This window comes from Peribacillus simplex NBRC 15720 = DSM 1321 (assembly GCF_002243645.1).
Taxonomy (GTDB): Bacteria; Bacillota; Bacilli; order Bacillales; family DSM-1321; genus Peribacillus; species Peribacillus simplex.
This window is the reverse complement of the sequence record NZ_CP017704.1, coordinates 2560001-2578898: the sequence shown is the minus strand read 5'-3', so window position 1 is coordinate 2578898 and position 18898 is coordinate 2560001. Positions and strand designations below refer to the sequence as shown.

Annotated in this window: 16 protein-coding genes and 1 rRNA gene (1 of these 17 only partly in view); 10 read left to right on the top strand and 7 right to left on the bottom strand. The window is 39.6% G+C overall.

What is annotated here, in order from left to right; genetic code table 11:
* Positions 1–325 precede the first annotated feature (325 nt).
* The 7 genes from rsmG to rpmH form a co-directional block, all read right to left on the bottom strand.
* A complete protein-coding gene (rsmG, locus tag BS1321_RS12315) occupies positions 326–1042 on the bottom strand; it encodes a 16S rRNA (guanine(527)-N(7))-methyltransferase RsmG (RefSeq protein WP_063234308.1) in 717 nt (238 codons plus the stop codon).
* 30 nt (positions 1043–1072) lie between these two features.
* Positions 1073–2959, bottom strand: a complete 1887-nt coding sequence (gene mnmG / locus BS1321_RS12310; protein ID WP_063234309.1) for a tRNA uridine-5-carboxymethylaminomethyl(34) synthesis enzyme MnmG — start codon at positions 2957–2959, stop codon at positions 1073–1075.
* 21 nt (positions 2960–2980) lie between these two features.
* Positions 2981–4366 carry a tRNA uridine-5-carboxymethylaminomethyl(34) synthesis GTPase MnmE gene (gene mnmE, locus BS1321_RS12305; RefSeq protein ID WP_063234310.1) on the bottom strand — a complete coding sequence of 462 codons (1386 nt, stop codon included), beginning with the start codon at positions 4364–4366 and terminating at the stop codon, positions 2981–2983.
* Between the two features lie 345 nt (positions 4367–4711).
* Positions 4712–5332, bottom strand: coding sequence for an RNA-binding cell elongation regulator Jag/EloR (gene jag, locus BS1321_RS12300; protein ID WP_063234311.1), 621 nt, complete (start codon positions 5330–5332; stop codon positions 4712–4714).
* Positions 5329–6117, bottom strand: a complete 789-nt coding sequence (gene spoIIIJ, locus BS1321_RS12295) for a YidC family membrane integrase SpoIIIJ (protein ID WP_063234312.1) — start codon at positions 6115–6117, stop codon at positions 5329–5331. Before spoIIIJ ends, jag begins: the two co-directional genes overlap by 4 nt.
* Before the next feature lie 176 nt (positions 6118–6293).
* Positions 6294–6650, bottom strand: a complete 357-nt coding sequence (gene rnpA, locus BS1321_RS12290) for a ribonuclease P protein component (protein WP_063234313.1) — start codon at positions 6648–6650, stop codon at positions 6294–6296.
* Between the two features lie 80 nt (positions 6651–6730).
* The gene (rpmH, locus tag BS1321_RS12285; protein WP_034316183.1) at positions 6731–6865 is read right to left on the bottom strand and encodes a 50S ribosomal protein L34; all 135 of its coding nucleotides are present in this window, start codon (positions 6863–6865) and stop codon (positions 6731–6733) included.
* Positions 6866–7799: 934 nt separating this feature from the next.
* Between rpmH and dnaA the strand changes: the two genes are divergently transcribed.
* From dnaA to BS1321_RS12230, 10 genes are all read left to right on the top strand, one after another.
* Entirely contained in the window at positions 7800–9149 is a 1350-nt protein-coding gene (gene dnaA, locus BS1321_RS12275) for a chromosomal replication initiator protein DnaA (RefSeq protein WP_057914144.1), read from the top strand.
* Positions 9150–9341: 192 nt separating this feature from the next.
* On the top strand, positions 9342–10478 hold the full coding sequence (gene dnaN, locus BS1321_RS12270; protein WP_063234315.1) for a DNA polymerase III subunit beta: 1137 nt from the start codon (positions 9342–9344) through the stop codon (positions 10476–10478).
* A gap of 220 nt (positions 10479–10698) precedes the next feature.
* Positions 10699–10911: a S4 domain-containing protein YaaA gene (yaaA, locus tag BS1321_RS12265; RefSeq protein ID WP_063234316.1), complete on the top strand. Its 213-nt coding sequence runs from the start codon at positions 10699–10701 to the stop codon at positions 10909–10911.
* A 21-nt stretch (positions 10912–10932) separates the two neighbouring features.
* A complete protein-coding gene (gene recF / locus BS1321_RS12260) occupies positions 10933–12051 on the top strand; it encodes a DNA replication/repair protein RecF (protein ID WP_063234317.1) in 1119 nt (372 codons plus the stop codon).
* A 12-nt stretch (positions 12052–12063) separates the two neighbouring features.
* Positions 12064–12327, top strand: a complete 264-nt coding sequence (gene remB, locus BS1321_RS12255; RefSeq protein WP_063234318.1) for an extracellular matrix regulator RemB — start codon at positions 12064–12066, stop codon at positions 12325–12327.
* 75 nt (positions 12328–12402) lie between these two features.
* Entirely contained in the window at positions 12403–14328 is a 1926-nt protein-coding gene (gyrB, locus tag BS1321_RS12250) for a DNA topoisomerase (ATP-hydrolyzing) subunit B (RefSeq protein WP_063234336.1), read from the top strand.
* A 97-nt stretch (positions 14329–14425) separates the two neighbouring features.
* Positions 14426–16993 carry a DNA gyrase subunit A gene (gene gyrA, locus BS1321_RS12245; protein WP_063234319.1) on the top strand — a complete coding sequence of 856 codons (2568 nt, stop codon included), beginning with the start codon at positions 14426–14428 and terminating at the stop codon, positions 16991–16993.
* A gap of 240 nt (positions 16994–17233) precedes the next feature.
* On the top strand, positions 17234–17794 hold the full coding sequence (locus BS1321_RS12240; protein WP_063234320.1) for a hypothetical protein: 561 nt from the start codon (positions 17234–17236) through the stop codon (positions 17792–17794).
* Positions 17767–18306 (top strand): HD-GYP domain-containing protein, encoded by a 540-nt coding sequence (locus BS1321_RS12235; RefSeq protein WP_063234321.1) that lies wholly within the window; start codon positions 17767–17769, stop codon positions 18304–18306. The genes BS1321_RS12240 and BS1321_RS12235 overlap by 28 nt, the downstream gene beginning before the upstream one ends.
* Positions 18307–18635: 329 nt before the next feature.
* Positions 18636–18898: ribosomal RNA gene (locus BS1321_RS12230) — 16S ribosomal RNA — on the top strand; it runs 1288 nt beyond the window's last position.

Below are 18898 nucleotides of genomic sequence, written 5' to 3'. Positions count from 1 at the left end.
AGTCCTGCATACATTTCCCGACATGGTTATACATATGGCCCCTCACTGTAAAAAACATGTCGACTGGCGCCATCAAGGCAATAATGAGGAATAGACGGCCAGTTATTATAAAAATCGGCCGGCTTGCTGTAGATTATTTCCCTGAATCAGCCAGCACAGGGCACACGTTTTAACATGTACCGAAAATGCCTTCTTGTTGGCAAATGCAGTATTAAGTGAAAAAAAATAAGGTCATACATTTATAGTAAAAGAAAATAAGGGCAAGTACCAGCCATATATCTGAATCATCTACGATAACTATGAAAACATACTCATCGTGCAGAGGTTATTCTATAGGCTGCTTATTCGGTGTCCCTGGTTTTCTCGGGTATTTTTTAGGAGTCTTCTTCACTTTTTTTACAGTAATGATGTTTCTTTCACTATTTTCCTCTGGCAATGTGAAAGGATGAATTTCTTCGATTTCTCCGCCTAACGTAAAAATCGCCTTCTTCCCTGTGTCCATTTCATCTTGTGCACTAGCCGCTTTCATGGCAATGAACGTCCCATCCAGTTTAACGAGCGGCAAACATAGTTCACTTAAAACCGACATCCTGGCTACGGCCCTTGCCATGACAATATCATAGGATTCGCGATGCTCCTGTTTTTGGGCGAAGGTTTCCGCCCGGTCATGATAGAAGGAAACTCCCTTTAATTGCAAGGAATCCGCAAGGTGATTCAAAAAAGAAATTCGCTTATTTAAGGAATCCACAATCGAGACGTGGATATCAGGGAAACAAATCTTCAATGGAATACTCGGAAATCCAGCTCCAGCCCCAACATCGCAAATTCGATACGTTTTGTTAAAGTCAAAATAAAAGGCTGCACTGATTGAATCATAAAAATGCTTAAGATAAACTTCTTCTTTATCAGTGATGGCTGTTAAGTTCATCTTTTCGTTCCATTCCACCAATAATCGATAATAAGTGTCAAACTGATCAAGCTGTTGAGGAGAAAGCTTGATCCCTTTCTCCAGCAGTGCTTGTTGGAACTGTTCAATATTCATGTTTTCTTCAATCCTTTTCGGGTATTTCCATTACTGAGATACTCTGGCAATCTTACCTTGTTCCAAATAAACAAGCAAAATGGAAACATCAGCGGGATTCACACCGGAAATTCTTGAAGCCTGAGCTACTGATAGCGGGTGGACCTGCTTTAACTTTTGACGTGCTTCCGTTGCAAGACCAGAAATTGCATCATAATCGATATTCTCTGGAATCTTTTTATTCTCCATTTTTTTCAGGCGATCGACTTGCTGCAAAGATTTTTCGATATATCCTTCATACTTGATCTGGATTTCGACCTGTTCCGTCACTTCATCGCTCAGTTCGACATCACTTGGCGCCAACCTTTGAATATGGGAATAATCCATTTCAGGCCGTTTCAATAAATCGGAGGCACGGATTCCATCCTTTAACTCACTGCCGCCACTTGCAGTAATGACCTCTTGTACTTCTTTGGTCGGTTTGATGAAGTTTGATTTTAGTCGTTCCTTTTCCATTTCAACCGCTTCTTTTTTCATAAGGAAACGATTGTAGCGTTCTTCTTTGATCATTCCAATATTGAATCCTATTTCCGTTAAGCGTAAATCGGCATTATCATGACGCAATAATAAACGATATTCTGCACGTGAAGTCAGCAATCGGTATGGTTCATTCGTGCCTTTCGTTACAAGGTCATCAATGAGAACACCAATATAGGCATCCGAACGGCTTAAAATCAGTTCTTCTTTACCCATTGCATTCAATCCTGCATTAATACCGGCCATCAATCCTTGTCCTGCTGCTTCCTCGTAGCCGGATGTCCCGTTAATTTGGCCAGCAGTATAAAGATTTTTGATTTTCTTCGTTTCAAGTGTAGGCCATAGCTGTGTAGGAACGATAGCATCATATTCAATTGCATATCCAGCACGCATCATTTCCGCCTTTTCAAGTCCTGGAATTGTTTGCAGGATCTTCACTTGTACATCTTCAGGCAGACTGGTGGATAAACCTTGCACATAAACTTCCTTTGTATTGCGACCTTCAGGTTCCAGGAAGATTTGATGCCGTGGTTTATCATTAAAACGGACGACTTTATCTTCTATCGATGGACAATAACGCGGACCAGTTCCTTTTATCATTCCAGAATACATTGGTGAACGGTGTAGATTCTCGTCAATGAGTTGATGTGTCCCCTCATTCGTGTACGTTAACCAGCATGGCAATTGATCCGTTATGAACTTTGTTGTTTCATAAGAAAATGCACGTGGCACTTCATCGCCAGGCTGAATTTCCGTTTTGCTGTAATCTATGGAAGAACTATTCACACGTGGCGGCGTTCCTGTTTTAAAACGGACCAAATCAAATCCTAACTGCTCTAAATGTTCAGAAAGCCTGATGGAAGGCTGCTGATTATTAGGGCCGCTTGAATATTTCAGTTCCCCTAAAATGATTTCACCGCGTAAATATGTTCCCGTCGTAATTACGACAGTTTTCGCACGGTACACCGCGCCTGTTTTAGTGATTACACCCGTACATACATCGTTTTCAACAATTAATTCCTCTACCATTCCTTGAATCAATGTCAAATTTTCTTGGTCTTCTATCGTCTTTTTCATTTCTTGTTGATAGAGAAATTTATCTGCCTGCGCCCGCAACGCACGAACAGCCGGGCCTTTAGCCGTATTGAGCATCCTCATTTGAATATGGGTCTTGTCGATATTTTTTCCCATTTCACCGCCTAGAGCGTCAATTTCCCTAACGACTATCCCTTTTGCCGGCCCGCCAACGGAGGGATTGCATGGCATAAAGGCGACCATATCCAAGTTAATGGTGATCATCAACGTTTTAGCTCCGACTCTTGCAGCTGCAAGGCCTGCCTCACTGCCAGCATGACCGGCACCAATAACAATGACATCATAGTTACCTGCTTCGTATTGCATAATCTTTTCCTCCTTTTACGCTTATTTTCCTAAACAAAATTGAGAGAACAATTGGTTGATTAAATTATCCTGAACGCTTTCGCCAATGATTTCTCCAAGGAGCTCCCATGCTTTCGTGAAATCGATTTGAACCAAATCAACCGGCGTACCCATTTCAATAGCTTCGATTGCGTCTTCGATAGACTGTAATGCCTGTCCCAGCAAAGCTATATGCCTGGCATTGGAAACATAGGTCAGGTCTCCCGTTTCTAAAGAACCCTCGAAAAATAAAGAAGAGATGGCTTCTTCCAATTCATCGACCCCTCGATCCTCCAATAATGAAGTGGAAACAATTTTATGGGATGCCGCCTTTTCCTTAACCCTTACCATATCGATTTTTTGTGGAAGGTCGGTTTTATTGATGATAACGATAACATCCATTCCCTCAACAGCTTGAAATAGTTTCTCATCTTCAGTAGTGAAATCATCGGAATAGTTCAATACAAGCAAAATTAAATCAGCCTCTTTTAATACTGCACGAGACCGTTCAACTCCAATTCGCTCAACGATATCTTCCGTTTCGCGAATTCCTGCTGTATCGACAAGTTTAAGCGGTACACCGCGAACATTGACATACTCTTCAATTACGTCACGTGTTGTACCTGGAATATCAGTGACGATCGCTTTATTTTCATGAACTAAGCTGTTAAGCAAAGAAGATTTTCCGACATTAGGGCGCCCTATGATAACAGTCGCAAGCCCATCCCGAAGTATTTTCCCCTGTTGGGCCGTGTGAAGCAGTTTCTCTATTTCATCCTTCACATAACTTCCCTTTTCCAAAAATAAACGATGCGTCATTTCTTCGACATCATCATATTCCGGATAATCTATATTTACCTCGACTTGAGCGAGGGTCTGTAAAATTTCCTGACGCAGATTTTGGATTAATTTCGAAAGCCGGCCTTCCATTTGACCTAATGCAACATTCATGGCTTTATCCGTTTTAGCACGGATTAAATCCATAACGGCCTCAGCTTGAGAAAGATCGATCCTGCCGTTCAAAAATGCCCGTTTCGTAAATTCACCAGGTTCCGCTAAACGAGCACCTTGTGAGAGAATAAGCTGCAATACCCGATTGACCGAAACGATTCCACCGTGACAATTTATTTCAACTACATCTTCTCTTGTAAATGTCTTTGGACCCATCATGACCGAAACCATGACTTCCTCTATGATTTCACCTGTTTTAGGCTGGATAAGGTGGCCATAATGAATCGTATGTGATTTCACTTCAAGCAATCCTTTGCCACCTGGTCCTTTAAAGATCCTATCGGCTATTTCTATGGCCTCATCACCGCTGATTCTAACGATGGCGATTGCCCCTTCCCCCAAGGGAGTAGAGATAGCGGTGATTGTATCGAATTCCATGCTTTCACCTCTTATATATTGATGGTTCTATTTTTTTCAGATAATAAAATCGTCGAATCCCTAAATTACTACAATACCACAGTATATTCATGAAAAAAAGTAGATACTCCTTCCTTCCAAGGGTTATCCACATGCTATTAATCCATATTCTGTAACATTCATTTTAACTTATCCACATGTGAATAACAAATATCGCCAACTTCCTTTTCTTCCATTCCCTTTACGAATCAAGAGAATATAAAAAGAAATATGTCACTTATTGTTGAATTGATGCTTTGTAAAAAATATTCGACACACAACGATACCATGGCCAAAAAAAAGAACCCCTGCTTAAAAGCAGAAGGTTCATTTAAGTGGAGTAATGACCAAGTGGCGATATGGCTCCGTCCCACTTGAAGTTGTTTTTATTTTTGGATAATCCAAGAGAGCATTATGGATGACCTTACGTTCATAGGATGGCATCGGCTCCAGTGAAACAGCTTTACCTGTTTTTATGGCTTTATTCGCCATTCTTTCAGCCAATTGGATTAAAGTGTCAGTGCGGCGATTTCGATAATCTTCTGCATCTACAGTAATATTCAAAAACTGCTTCGAATATCGATTTGCTACCAGCTGTGCTAAATACTGAAGTGAATTTAGTGTTTGACCCCTTTTTCCAATCATTAATGCAATTTTATCACCTGATAAATGGAATGTTACGTTCTTACCTTTACGGGTGACATCAATTTGTGCATTGACTCCCATTTCCACGCTGACATTCTTCAAGAATCCAAGTGTCTCTTCAATGGGATCAGAAGGCAATGTCACATGGACAATTGCCTTCCTTGCACCAAATAAACCAAAAAATCCTTTTTTGCCTTCATCTTCTATTTCAATCTCCACGCGATCCTTAGTGCTGTTCAGTTGAGCTAAAGCTAAATTTACTGCTTCTTCGACAGATTGTCCTGTAGCAGTTACTTTTTTCACTTTTTCTTTGCCCCTCCCGCGTTTTCCGCAGCTGCTTTTCTAAGATCCGGACCTTTGATGAAATATGTTTGAACGATACCAAAAAGGTTACCAACTACCCAGTAAAGAGAAAGAGCAGCGGGGAAATTAATAGCAAAAACAACAATCATGATTGGCATGATGTATAGCATCATCGTCATTTGTGCCGCCATTTGTGGATTGGAGTTCATTCCAACCATGGACATCTTTTGCTGGATAAAAGTCGTGATACCTGCAACGACCGGTAAAATATAATAAGGATCCGGGGAACCTAAATCAAACCAAAGAAAACTATGTAAAGCAATTTCTTCCGTACGGCTGATTGCATGGTAAAATCCGATCAAAATCGGCATTTGTACCAATATCGGCAAACATCCCGCCAATGGATTCACATTATATTTTGAAAATAGAGCCATTGTTTCTTGCTGTAGTTTTTGTTGTGTGGCAGCATCTTTTGAGCTGTATTTTGCTTGAAGTTCTTTCATTTCAGGCTGAATGGCCTGCATTGCTTTCGAGCTTTTCACCTGTTTGATCATTAATGGAAGTAATGCTAAGCGAATGATTAGTGTAACACCGATGATTCCCAAACCATAGTTCTCACCAAATGCTTCAGAAAGCCAAATGATCAGGGCTGATAATGGATAGACAATGTATGAATTCCAAAAACCTTCACTATCCGCAGTAATAGGTTCTTTAATTTCCGTACACCCTGCTAACAACATCATTATCGAGGCTAGTCCAATAATGAGTAATATTCGTTTTTTCAACCGTAATTTCCTCCTAACTGCAATCAATCTTTTTTGAAACAATTGTGAACTGTTTATTAGAAGATTTCAAGGAAAAGTAATCCAATTTTTCCACAGTTACAATCGGAATTTTCTATGTCATCTTTCTCAAGTAACCACATGATCCGAGGAGTGCTTATTCGATATAAAGGGGGACTTTATTGTTTTTTCATTTTAAAGTTTAGTGATTTAGAACGTTTCAGGACATGGATCAAGCTGCTTTTCACCTGAAAAAAGTCCATCTCCGCCGCTGGCTTTCGAGCAATCACAATATAATCCTTACCCTCTTCTATATCTTCTTTCAATTCCAAAAACGCTTGCCGTATGTATCTTTTAATTTGGTTCCTTACAACGGCGTTCCCGATTTTTTTACTGACTGAAAGGCCGATCCGAAAATAATCCTGACCCGGCTTTTCAAGGACATAGACAACGAATTGCCGATTAGCAGAAGATTCACCTTTTTTAAACACAAGCTGAAATTCGTCCTCTTTCTTAATCCTTAACTTTTTTTTCATTTTTACACCTTCATTACATGAATTGAGTCTCAGTAAATCCCTTATTTTGCGAAAAAAGACCACTGAGACTTTTCAGTGGTCTATGCAGATAATACTTTTCTGCCCTTACGGCGACGTGCAGCGATTACTCTACGTCCGTTTTTCGTGCTCATACGTGCACGGAAACCGTGAACTTTACTATGTTTGCGGTTATTCGGTTGATAAGTTCTTTTCATTATATGACACCTCCCTGAGGAATAACAGTTAAAGACAGTCTTTACAATTATATAGATGGAGGTTTCTACTTGTCAACCTCATCCATAAAAATATTTCTTTTTTAATGCTCAATGTCCAGTAGGCCTTTTTTTACTACCTAGCCTATTGTAAATGATTTTGCCCCGAACTGATATAGAAATTTTTGGGGAAAGGGAAATTTCCATCATTTTATCCATGAGCACGAATATGAGATTCGCAATGAATCCTCCCTTGATCGACACAACATTCGACAAATAATAAGAATGAACCTGAATCATCTTTCGATCTGTATCATGCATGTCTTCCGGCTTGAACAACTTGGTTCAAATTAAATTAATTCGAGCCTATTATCATGATCTGTGGATAAAATTCGACATGTTTTTTTCTATCCACAACCCATTTTATAGACTTTTGCACATAACAGTAGCCTGTGGAAAAGTTTTTCCCACAAGCTCGGTAAGTTGTGGATAAAGTTTTCTAACCCATTGCAAGACGCCTGATTTTCTGATATTATATTTGTGTTTTCACTCTGAATAACTTTATCAACAGGGAACGGTTATCCACAGACTGTGCATAACTTGTGGATAGTTTATTCGACCTGTGTATATTAATCTGTCCACAGATGGTGGATATTGTCGAAAACCCTTTTTTCTTCTTTATTATATATTTCTTAAAATACCTGTTGATGAATAAACATTCAAATCTACACTGGCTCACCAGATGTAGTCTGTACAAAGGTTGTACAGCGCAAGATATAGTTTTTAGGCACTTCAAATTACACAACACAAAAATCCCTTATACAGCTCACCGAACCTTTGCTGTCAAAATTAATATAAAGATGGCAATCGATGAGTTTATTTGTGCCTATACATTTAGATACAATTATTAAAAATATTTTGCAAAGGAGGGATAAGTTTGGATAACATCGATAGCCTCTGGAACCAGGCGCTCGGAAAAATCGAAAAAAAAATCAGTAAACCAAGCTTTGAAACTTGGCTTAAATCAACCAAGGCTTATTTACTGCAAGGTGATACATTAACAGTCACCGCTCCCAATGAATTTGCCAGGGATTGGCTTGAAGAACGCTATTCCCATCTTATTTCCGATGTATTGTTTGAACTTACCGGTGAGGAATTGGAAGCAAAATTCATCATTCCCCCCAATCAAGAAGATGATGATTTTACCGTTCCTGTTCAGCCTAAAAAGATAAAAAAACAGGATAAAGAGCATGCTGCATTTCCACAACATATGCTGAATGCGAAAAATACCTTCGATACATTTGTCATCGGCTCCGGCAATCGTTTTGCCCATGCCGCGTCTCTCGCTGTCGCAGAAGCTCCGGCCAAAGCCTATAATCCCTTATTCATATACGGGGGCGTAGGTCTTGGAAAAACTCATTTAATGCATGCAATCGGACATTATGTTCTTGAGCATAATCCGAATGCAAAGGTCGTTTATTTATCATCTGAAAAGTTCACGAATGAATTCATCAACTCGATCCGGGACAATAAAGCAGGGGAATTCCGTGATAGATATCGAAGCGTTGATGTTTTATTAATTGATGATATTCAATTTCTTGCGGGAAAAGAACAAACTCAAGAGGAGTTTTTCCATACATTCAATGCGTTGCATGAAGAAAGCAAACAGATCGTCATCTCGAGTGACCGCCCGCCAAAAGAGATACCTACACTCGAGGATCGCCTCCGTTCAAGGTTTGAGTGGGGCTTGATCACGGATATCACACCTCCTGATCTAGAAACGCGGATTGCCATATTGCGTAAAAAGGCAAAAGCTGAGGGTCTTGATATCCCAAATGAAGTCATGCTCTATATTGCCAACCAAATCGATTCCAATATTCGTGAGCTTGAGGGAGCACTTATCCGTGTCGTCGCTTATTCTTCATTGATTAATAAAGATATAAATGCCGATTTGGCAGCTGAAGCATTAAAAGACATCATACCTAGCTCAAAACCTAAAATAATCACCATCTTAGAAATCCAGAAGACGGTCGGTGAACATTATAGTGTCAAACTTGAGGATTTCAAGGCGAAAAAACGGACTAAATCCGTAGCCTTTCCAAGACAGATTGCCATGTATCTTTCCAGGGAGTTAACGGACTCATCCCTGCCCAAGATAGGTGATGAATTTGGAGGTCGCGATCATACGACCGTTATCCATGCGCATGAAAAAATCTCTAAACTCATGCAAACGGACACCCAGCTTCAACGTCAGGTTAAAGAAATCCAGGATCAGCTGAGGGTATAATAGATTCTGGATAATGTGCATAACTGACGACTACTTACACACAGTCTGTCCACATGTGGATAGACTGTTTTTCCTTAGGTTGAGTGGACTTATCCACATATCAACAGGCCCTACTACTATTACTACTATCTTTTTTAATAAAAATTATTAATAAATATGCCTATTCGGCAATAAAAAATTGGAGGATGAAACATGAGATTTATAATCCAAAGAGATCGATTAGTTCATAGTGTCCAAGAAGTAATGAAAGCAGTCACATCGAGGACGACGATTCCGATTCTAACAGGGATAAAAATAAGCGTTACTAGTGAGGGTGTCACTCTAACAGGAAGTGATTCAGATATCTCCATCCAATCATTCATTCCGGCTGAAGTTGACGGAGATGAGATTGTTGAAGTTAAAAGTAGCGGCGGTATTGTCCTGAATGCTCGTTTTTTTAGTGAAATTGTTAAAAAGCTGCCGATGGATACTGTAGAAATTGAAGTGGAGAACAACTTTCAAACGATTATTCGCTCAGGTAAAGCTGAATTTAATCTAAATGGACTGGATCCTGAGGAATATCCACATCTTCCGATCATTGAAGAAGAAAATATTTTCAAACTTCCAACGGACCTTTTAAAGACCCTTATCCGCCAAACTGGCTTTGCAGTGTCCACGTCAGAAACACGCCCCATCTTAACAGGTGTAAACTTGAAGGTTCAAGATGACGAATTGACCTGTATTGCAACAGATAGTCATAGGCTTGCAATGAGAACAGCCAAAATAGAAAATAAAATTACCGGGACCTATAGCGTTGTAATCCCAGGTAAAAGTCTGAGTGAGTTGAGTAAAATCCTTGATGATACAAACGAACTCATTGAAATCGTCATTACCGAAAACCAAGTACTTTTCAAAGCTGAAAATTTATTATTCTTCTCAAGACTGCTTGAAGGGAATTATCCTGATACATCACGCTTGATTCCATCAGATAGCAAAACGGATGTGACTGTTCACACTAAAGATTTTCTTCAAGCGATCGACAGGGCTTCTTTATTGGCGAGAGAAGGAAGAAATAATGTCGTCAAATTGACAACCCTGGAAGGCCGTATAATCGAAGTCTCTTCCAATACTCCTGAAATTGGTAAAGTAATTGAAGAGGTTCAGGCAGAAGCCATTGAAGGTGAAGACCTGAAAATCTCATTCAGTGCCAAATTTGTAATGGATGCTCTAAAAGCATTGGAAGGTTCCGATATAAAAATTAATTTCACAGGTGCAATGCGTCCGTTTGTCATTCGTCCGCTACATGATGATTCCATGCTGCAATTAATTCTCCCGGTAAGGACTTATTAAGCTAAAATAATATTTCAAAAAAATTAAAGGCTTGTATAGCAGGCCTTTAATTTTTTTATATTTAAACATAGGTTTCCAAAGGATTTTTAGTGTTTTTTTAATGCTGTACGGAACACTGAAACGCTAAAAAAAAGAACTGAAAAAGCTATACTTTGTCTTAATGTGATTAATTTAGTAAAATGAAATATTAAAGACTACTTAGAAATGAGTGAGGCATGAAATGGACTCCATAAAAATCAGTACCGAATATATTACGCTTGGACAATTCTTGAAATTGGCAGATTTGATCCAAAGCGGCGGAATGGCGAAATGGTTCTTAAGTGAATACGAGGTTTACATTAATGGCGAATTAGACGTGAGAAGAGGCAGAAAATTAAGATCAGGTGATAAAATAGAGATTCCTGGATTTGGCACCTACACTATTACAAGCTAAAACATAAGGGAAGAGCGGAATATGTATATTGAAAATATAAGTTTGAAAAATTACCGCAACTATACCGAATTGAATCTGACTTTTGAGAATAAAGTCAATGTAATCCTCGGCGAAAATGCTCAAGGAAAAACAAATGTCATGGAATCTATTTTTGTTTTAGCTATGGCAAAATCTCATCGGACCTCAAATGATAAAGAACTTATTCGCTGGGATGAAGAGTATGCTAAAATAGAAGGAAGAGTTAGAAAGAGAAATACCTCAATACCACTTGAGCTGACCATTTCAAAAAAAGGGAAAAAGGCGAAGTGCAACCATATTGAACAAAGAAAGTTGAGTCAATATGTCGGAAATATGAATGTGGTCATGTTTGCGCCTGAGGATCTTAACCTTGTAAAGGGAAGTCCTCTAGTCAGACGCCGTTTTATAGATATGGAAATTGGCCAGGTTTCTCCCGTATACCTTCATGATATGAGCCAATATCATAAAATACTTCAACAAAGAAATCATTACTTAAAGCTTCTGCAGACCCGGAAACAAACGGATACGACGATGCTTGACGTGCTGACTGATCAATTTATTCAGTATGCAGCGAAAATTGTCGAAAGAAGATATGAGTTTCTTTTAAAGCTCCAGCAATGGGCAGAGCCGATTCATTCGGGGATCTCCAGAAATCTAGAAGTATTGAAAATCCAATATAAACCGTCGCTTGATGTATCAGAATCTATGGATTTGACGAAAATGATAGAAGTATACACAGAAAAATTTGATAAAATAAAAACAAGGGAAATTGAACGGGGTGTAACACTGGTAGGTCCTCATCGTGACGACCTGGTTTTTTTTGTGAATGACCGTGATGTCCAGACATATGGTTCACAAGGACAACAGCGTACGACTGCCTTATCTTTGAAACTTGCCGAAATTGAGCTGATCCATGAAGAAATCGGCGAGTATCCCATTTTATTATTGGATGATGTGTTATCGGAACTTGACGATTTCCGTCAATCCCATTTACTGAATACGATACAAGGGAAAGTGCAAACATTCGTGACGACACCCTCCGTTGATGGAATCGATCATCAAACCCTAAGAGAAGCGTCCACCTATTATGTTAGTCAAGGAAGTATAAAAAAGGTTAAATGATGAGGTGAATGTATGTATCTCCATATTGGTGAAGACATTCTTGTGAAAACGGACGATGTCATAGCCATTTTAGATAAGAAGCTGCTTCAGTCCTCTCCAATCATGAGTGAATTTTTGGAGAAAAAGTCTGATGTAACTTACCATTTAGCAAAAAACTCGGTTAAATCGATTGTAGTGACGGACAAACAGGTATATTATTCACCGCTTGCGTCATCCACTTTGAAAAAGCGTTCACTGCAGCCATCGCTCTTAATCGATGATATAGATATTCTTTGAATTGTAGCTAAACGTTATAATTACTCCTGAAAATTGATAAATGCCAAAAGAAAAGTGTAGGTGATACGTATGACAATGGAACAAAAAGAAGTACAAGCTCAGGCATACGATGAGAATCAGATACAGGTTTTAGAAGGCTTAGAAGCAGTTCGTAAACGTCCGGGAATGTATATCGGCACTACCTCTGCAAAAGGACTTCACCATCTTGTTTGGGAAATTGTCGATAATAGTATTGATGAGGCACTGGCTGGTTTCTGTACGGAAATCAAAGTGACAATCGAAGAAGACAATAGCATAACCGTAGTCGATAATGGTCGGGGAATCCCAGTAGGCATCCATGAAAAAATGGGACGCCCAGCTGTAGAAGTAATCATGACGGTCCTTCATGCGGGCGGAAAATTTGGCGGCGGAGGTTATAAGGTCTCCGGTGGTCTGCATGGTGTGGGGGCTTCAGTAGTTAATGCCTTATCCACGGTATTGGAAGTTTATGTTCATCGTGAAGGTAAAATCCATTATCAGCAATTTAACCGCGGTGTCCCTAAAGAAGATTTGAAAATTATCGGGGAAACCGATCATACCGGAACGACTGTACACTTCATTCCTGATGGTGAAATCTTCACGGAAACCTTGGAATATGATTTCGATACATTAGCCACACGAATCCGTGAGCTTGCATTCCTGAATAAAGGCTTGAAGCTGATCATTGAAGATAAACGTGAAGAAGAAGAGAAAATCAGGGATTTCCACTATGAGGGCGGTATCAAATCTTATGTTGAGCATTTGAACCGTTCTAAAGAGGTATTGCATGAGGAACCGATTTTCATGGAAGGCGAGAAAGATGGAATTTCTGTTGAATTGGCATTGCAATATAATGACAGCTATATCAGTAATGTCTTTTCTTTTGCCAATAATATTCATACCTATGAAGGCGGTACACATGAATCAGGATTCAAGACTGCTTTGACCCGTGTCATCAATGATTATGCACGGAAAAATGGTCTTTTAAAAGAAGCAGATGCCAATTTCTCAGGTGAAGATGTCCGGGAAGGTTTAACGGCAATCATTTCGATTAAGCATCCTGATCCACAATTTGAAGGTCAGACGAAAACCAAACTCGGAAACTCTGAGGTAAGAACGGTTACTGATTCCATTCTTTCGGAACGACTTGATGCCTTCTTATACGAAAATCCTGCCGTGGCCCGAAAAATTGTAGATAAAGGGCAAATGGCTGCGAGAGCCCGAATGGCAGCGAAGAAAGCACGTGAATTGACCCGAAGGAAAAGTGCTTTGGAAGTATCCAATCTACCGGGTAAATTGGCAGATTGTTCTTCTAAGGACCCAGGTATAAGCGAATTGTACATCGTTGAAGGAAACTCGGCGGGAGGCTCGGCAAAACAAGGACGGGACCGCCATTTCCAAGCTATTCTGCCGCTAAGGGGTAAAATCCTGAATGTTGAAAAAGCGCGATTGGACAGAATCCTGCATAATGAAGAAATAGGTACGATCATCACAGCACTTGGAACAGGCATTGGTGATGAATTCAATATTGAAAAAGCAAGATACCATAAAATTGTTATCATGACCGATGCGGATGTCGATGGTGCCCATATCAGAACGCTGATGTTGACATTCTTCTACCGTTATATGAGAAAAATTATCGAGTATGGATATATATATATTGCTCAGCCGCCACTTTTCAAGATTCAACAAGGGAAAAAAGTGGATTATGCTTATAATGACCGCGAGCTTGAAGAAATCATGGCGAGTATGCCAAGTACTCCTAAGCCTAACCTGCAGCGTTATAAAGGGCTGGGGGAAATGAATCCAGAGCAATTGTGGGAAACGACCATGAACCCTGATACGAGAACACTGCTTCAAGTCAGTTTGAAAGATGCTGCCGAGGCAGATGAAACTTTCGAGATGTTGATGGGCGACAAGGTCGAACCGCGACGTAACTTCATTGAAGAAAATGCAATTTATGTAAAAAATCTTGATATCTGATTTTTTGACAGGATGCTTTTTACATCCTGTTCTTTACATAGTGAACGAACAGTTAAATTTAAATGAGAGTATAAGCTTTTAATAGGAGGTTGGCTCCATGTCAGAAAATGAAAGATCAGGTGTAAAAGAAATAAATATAAGTACCGAGATGCGGACATCGTTTTTGGATTATGCGATGAGCGTTATCGTGTCTCGGGCTTTGCCTGATGTAAGGGACGGTTTAAAACCGGTACACCGAAGAATTCTTTATGCAATGAATGATCTTGGAATGACTTCGGATAAACCATTTAAAAAATCAGCCCGTATTGTCGGGGAAGTAATCGGTAAATATCACCCGCATGGTGATTCTGCCGTATATGAAACGATGGTACGGATGGCGCAGCCTTTTAACTATCGTTATATGCTTGTCGATGGTCACGGGAATTTCGGTTCGGTCGATGGAGACCAAGCTGCCGCAATGAGGTATACAGAAGCAAGAATGTCGAAGATCTCGATGGAGTTACTTCGCGATTTAAATAAAGATACGGTTAATTTCCAGGATAACTACGATGGTTCAGAAAGAGAACCAGCCGTTATGCCAGCCCGTTTCCCGAACTTGTTAGTGAATGGTTCATCAGGTATAGCAGTAGGGATGGCAACCAATATTCCACCCCATCAATTAGGTGAGGTAATTGACGGCGTATTGGCTTTAAGCAAGAATCCTGAAATTACAATTCCAGAGTTGATGGAATATATCCCTGGTCCGGATTTTCCGACAGCCGGTTTAATTTTAGGACGAAGCGGAATCAGGAAGGCCTATGAAACTGGAAAAGGGTCAATCATTCAACGGGCGAGAGTCGAGATTGAAGAAAAACCCAATGGAAAACAGGTAATCCTTGTTAAAGAAATCCCTTATCAAGTGAATAAAGCAAGATTGATTGAAAAAATTGCAGAACTTGCTCGAGATAAGAAAATCGAAGGCATTACCGATTTACGGGATGAATCTGATCGTAATGGCATGCGTATCGTCATGGAACTTCGAAAGGATGTTAATGCAAATGTCCTTTTAAACAACCTGTATAAGCATACCGCAATGCAGACAACCTTCGGAATCAATCTACTTGCTTTGGTGGACGGTCAGCCTAAAGTGCTGAATTTAAAACAATGCCTACACTATTACTTAGAGCATCAGCAGGTAGTCATACGGCGCAGGACTGAATTTGAATTACGGAAAGCGGAAGCCCGTGCCCATATTTTAGAAGGTTTGCGCATTGCACTTGATAATTTGGATGCGGTCATTTCATTAATCCGTGGTTCCCAAACGACGGAAATTGCGCGTGAAGGCTTAATGACACAATTTTCACTTTCTGAAAAACAGGCGCAAGCTATCCTGGATATGCGTTTACAACGTTTGACAGGTCTGGAACGTGAAAAAATTGAAGATGAGTATCAGGCTTTAATGGCTATTATTGCAGAATATAAAGCCATTCTTGCTGATGAGGAAAAGGTTCTTGAAATTATTCGTGAAGAGCTTCTTGAAATTAAAGAACGTTTTGATGATAAACGGAGAACTGAAATCACATTAGCCGGCTTTGAAAGCCTTGAAGATGAGGATTTAATTCCAGAAGAAAATATAATCGTGACACTGACGCATAACGGTTATATTAAACGCTTGCCTGCAACCACGTACCGCAGTCAAAAACGCGGAGGGCGCGGGATACAGGGTATGGGAACGAATACAGATGACTTTGTCGGTCACTTGTTAACCACTTCGACTCATGACACTCTATTATTCTTCACTAACAAAGGTAAGGTCTATCGTTCCAAAGGATATGAAATACCTGAATATGGTAGGACGGCAAAAGGGTTGCCGCTTATCAACTTGTTGGAAGTCGATAAAGGTGAGTGGGTCAATGCAATCATACCGGTGAAGGAATTTGCTGACGATTGGTATTTATTCTTCACGACCAGACATGGGATATCGAAGCGTACACCTTTGTCGTCGTTTGCAAATATTCGTAATAACGGTTTAATTGCCCTAGGTTTACGTGAAGATGATGAATTGATTTCTGTCCGTCTTACGAATGGAGAGAAGCAAATCATAATTGGAACGAAATCCGGGATGATGATTCGTTTCCCTGAGACGGATGTACGGACAATGGGACGTACTGCAGCGGGAGTGAAAGGTATTTCCTTAAGGGCCAATGATGAAGTTGTCGGCATGGAAATTCTTGAAGATGATGAAGAAGTCCTTATCGTTACGAAAAACGGCTATGGAAAACGGACCTCTGAGGAAGAATACCGTATTCAAAGCCGTGGAGGCAAAGGAATAAAAACATGTAACGTCACTGAGAAAAATGGTGAACTTATAGCCGTGAAAACCGTTACGGGTGTAGATGAAGATTTGATGCTGATTACAGCAGCTGGTGTATTGATCCGAATGGAAGTCGAAGGCATTTCTAAAACGGGCCGTAATACACAGGGTGTTAAGCTCATCCGACTCGAATCCACAGATAATGAATATGTTTCGACGGTAGCCATCGTAGGAAGAGAAGAAGAAGAAGAAGAAAAAGACATGGATATAGAAACGGTCACGACTCTAGAATCTGATTCTGAACCTGAATCTGATTCTGAACCTACTGTAATTGAAGAAAATGAAGGAACTGAAAAAGATACGGAAGAATAATCTTTCCACAAAAAAAGACCCAGGCAATTGAGCTGGGTCTTTTTTTGTGCATAAGATGAACTTTAAACTGATTTCAAGAGTGTTTGAATTTAGGTAAAAAGACTTATCAATTTTGGGGAATATAAGATATTAATGCTAATAAATTGAATGTTATTAGGTATTTAATCATAAAAAAAATATAGTTTTTACCATGTTTTTCAAGTAGAATGATACTCACTAATACTACCGAGGTGAAACGTTTTGCTAGTGAAAACTCGCTATTTAATCGAAGGCTGCATCCTCTCAAAAGAGATTAGAGGTCTTTTGAAACGCCCCATAATGTATGAAAAAACAATATTGACCCAGCGATTAATAGAAGCTTTGCATGCCTTTTTAATAACAGAGGTAAGCGTTGAAAAAACTTTGATTGATGGAAAGAAATTTCTGCCGAAAGAAGTAATAGATCCAGAATTGGATGAAATGGAAGAGTCATCGGATTTTACGGATTTGTATCTTAAGTCAGTACAAACATATAAACGATTATTTAAAAATTGGCAGGCGGGCAGTAAAGTCGAGGTGACCATGATTCGTTTAATCATGATTCCCCTAATGGACAAGGCTTTAGGGGAACCAGGAAACATTTTGAAGCTTCACCACTGTTGCAATAAAGAAGACTATGTATACCATCATGCTATTTCAATTGGGTTAATAGGAGGATATATTGCATATAAAATGAAATGCAATGGGCCGATGTCTACCAAGTTGCAATTGGCGGGTGTCTGGAAGATTGTGGGATGGCAAAGCTGCCACCAAGGTTATTAAATAAAACGGAAAGCCTAACAGCAGATGATTATGAGGAGATACATGCTCATCCTATTTTCAGCTATAAGATGATTAAAGATAGTTCCATCATTAAGGATAGTGTGAAGATAGCCGTTCTAGAGCATCATGGAAGGTTAGATGGAACGGGTTATCCTAAAAGATTGAATACGAAACCCATGAACTTACTCTCAAAAATCATTGCTGTTGCAGATGTCTTTCACGCCATGACTTCCGAAAGGACATATAGAAAGAAACAGTCACCGTTTAAGGTATTAGAAATGATCTTACATGATGATTTTGGTAAATTCGATATTGGGGTAGTTAAAACCTTGTTATCAAGCTTCGCTAATTTTTCTATAGGAAGCATGGTCAAACTGAGCAACGGATTCATCGCTGAAATCATTTTTATTGATGCCGGCTCGCAAACAAGACCGGTCATAAAGGTGATGGGTAGTGAGCAAATTATCAATTTAGGGATTAATCGGGAATTATATATAGAAGAAATACTATAAGGTTTAAAGAGAAAGTTTACTCTAAAAAAGGTAAGCTTTTTCTTCTTAATTAGGGGGGCAGTCAAAGAATTTTAAATCTATGAATTCATGTATATTATTTATTTTAAAATAACTATTGCTTTTATTCCTGATACTAGATATAATAACTAAGTCGACAGCGAAAGAAAAAAAGTTGTTGACAAAAAATAATATAGTTGATATATTATTAAAGTCGCTTACGAAGGTAACGACAATAAATTGCTCTTTGAAAACTGAACAAAACAAAGCGCCAACGTTAAATTTTAAGTGAGCACACACTATTAAAAAAGCAAATGAGCAAGTCAAACATTTCTTCGGAGAGTTTGATCCTGGCTCAGGACGAACGCTGGCGGCGTGCCTAATACATGCAAGTCGAGCGAATCGATGGGAGCTTGCTCCCTGAGATTAGCGGCGGACGGGTGAGTAACACGTGGGCAACCTGCCTATAAGACTGGGATAACTTCGGGAAACCGGAGCTAATACCGGATACGTTCTTTTCTCGCATGAGAGAAGATGGAAAGACGGTTTACGCTGTCACTTATAGATGGGCCCGCGGCGCATTAGCTAGTTGGTG

Excerpts from the sequence above, each read along its gene's own strand:
- rsmG (WP_063234308.1), bottom strand. The coding sequence starts at position 1,042 with ATGAATATTGAACAGTTCCAACAAGCACTGCTGGAGAAAGGGATCAAG.
- mnmG (WP_063234309.1), bottom strand. The coding sequence starts at position 2,959 with ATGCAATACGAAGCAGGTAACTATGATGTCATTGTTATTGGTGCCGGT.
- mnmE (WP_063234310.1), bottom strand. The coding sequence starts at position 4,366 with ATGGAATTCGATACAATCACCGCTATCTCTACTCCCTTGGGGGAAGGG.
- rnpA (WP_063234313.1), bottom strand. The coding sequence starts at position 6,650 with ATGAAAAAAAAGTTAAGGATTAAGAAAGAGGACGAATTTCAGCTTGTG.
- rpmH (WP_034316183.1), bottom strand. The coding sequence starts at position 6,865 with ATGAAAAGAACTTATCAACCGAATAACCGCAAACATAGTAAAGTTCAC.
- dnaN (WP_063234315.1), top strand. The coding sequence starts at position 9,342 with ATGAGATTTATAATCCAAAGAGATCGATTAGTTCATAGTGTCCAAGAA.
- yaaA (WP_063234316.1), top strand. The coding sequence starts at position 10,699 with ATGGACTCCATAAAAATCAGTACCGAATATATTACGCTTGGACAATTC.
- recF (WP_063234317.1), top strand. The coding sequence starts at position 10,933 with ATGTATATTGAAAATATAAGTTTGAAAAATTACCGCAACTATACCGAA.
- remB (WP_063234318.1), top strand. The coding sequence starts at position 12,064 with ATGTATCTCCATATTGGTGAAGACATTCTTGTGAAAACGGACGATGTC.
- gyrB (WP_063234336.1), top strand. The coding sequence starts at position 12,403 with ATGGAACAAAAAGAAGTACAAGCTCAGGCATACGATGAGAATCAGATA.
- gyrA (WP_063234319.1), top strand. The coding sequence starts at position 14,426 with ATGTCAGAAAATGAAAGATCAGGTGTAAAAGAAATAAATATAAGTACC.
- BS1321_RS12235 (WP_063234321.1), top strand. The coding sequence starts at position 17,767 with ATGGCAAAGCTGCCACCAAGGTTATTAAATAAAACGGAAAGCCTAACA.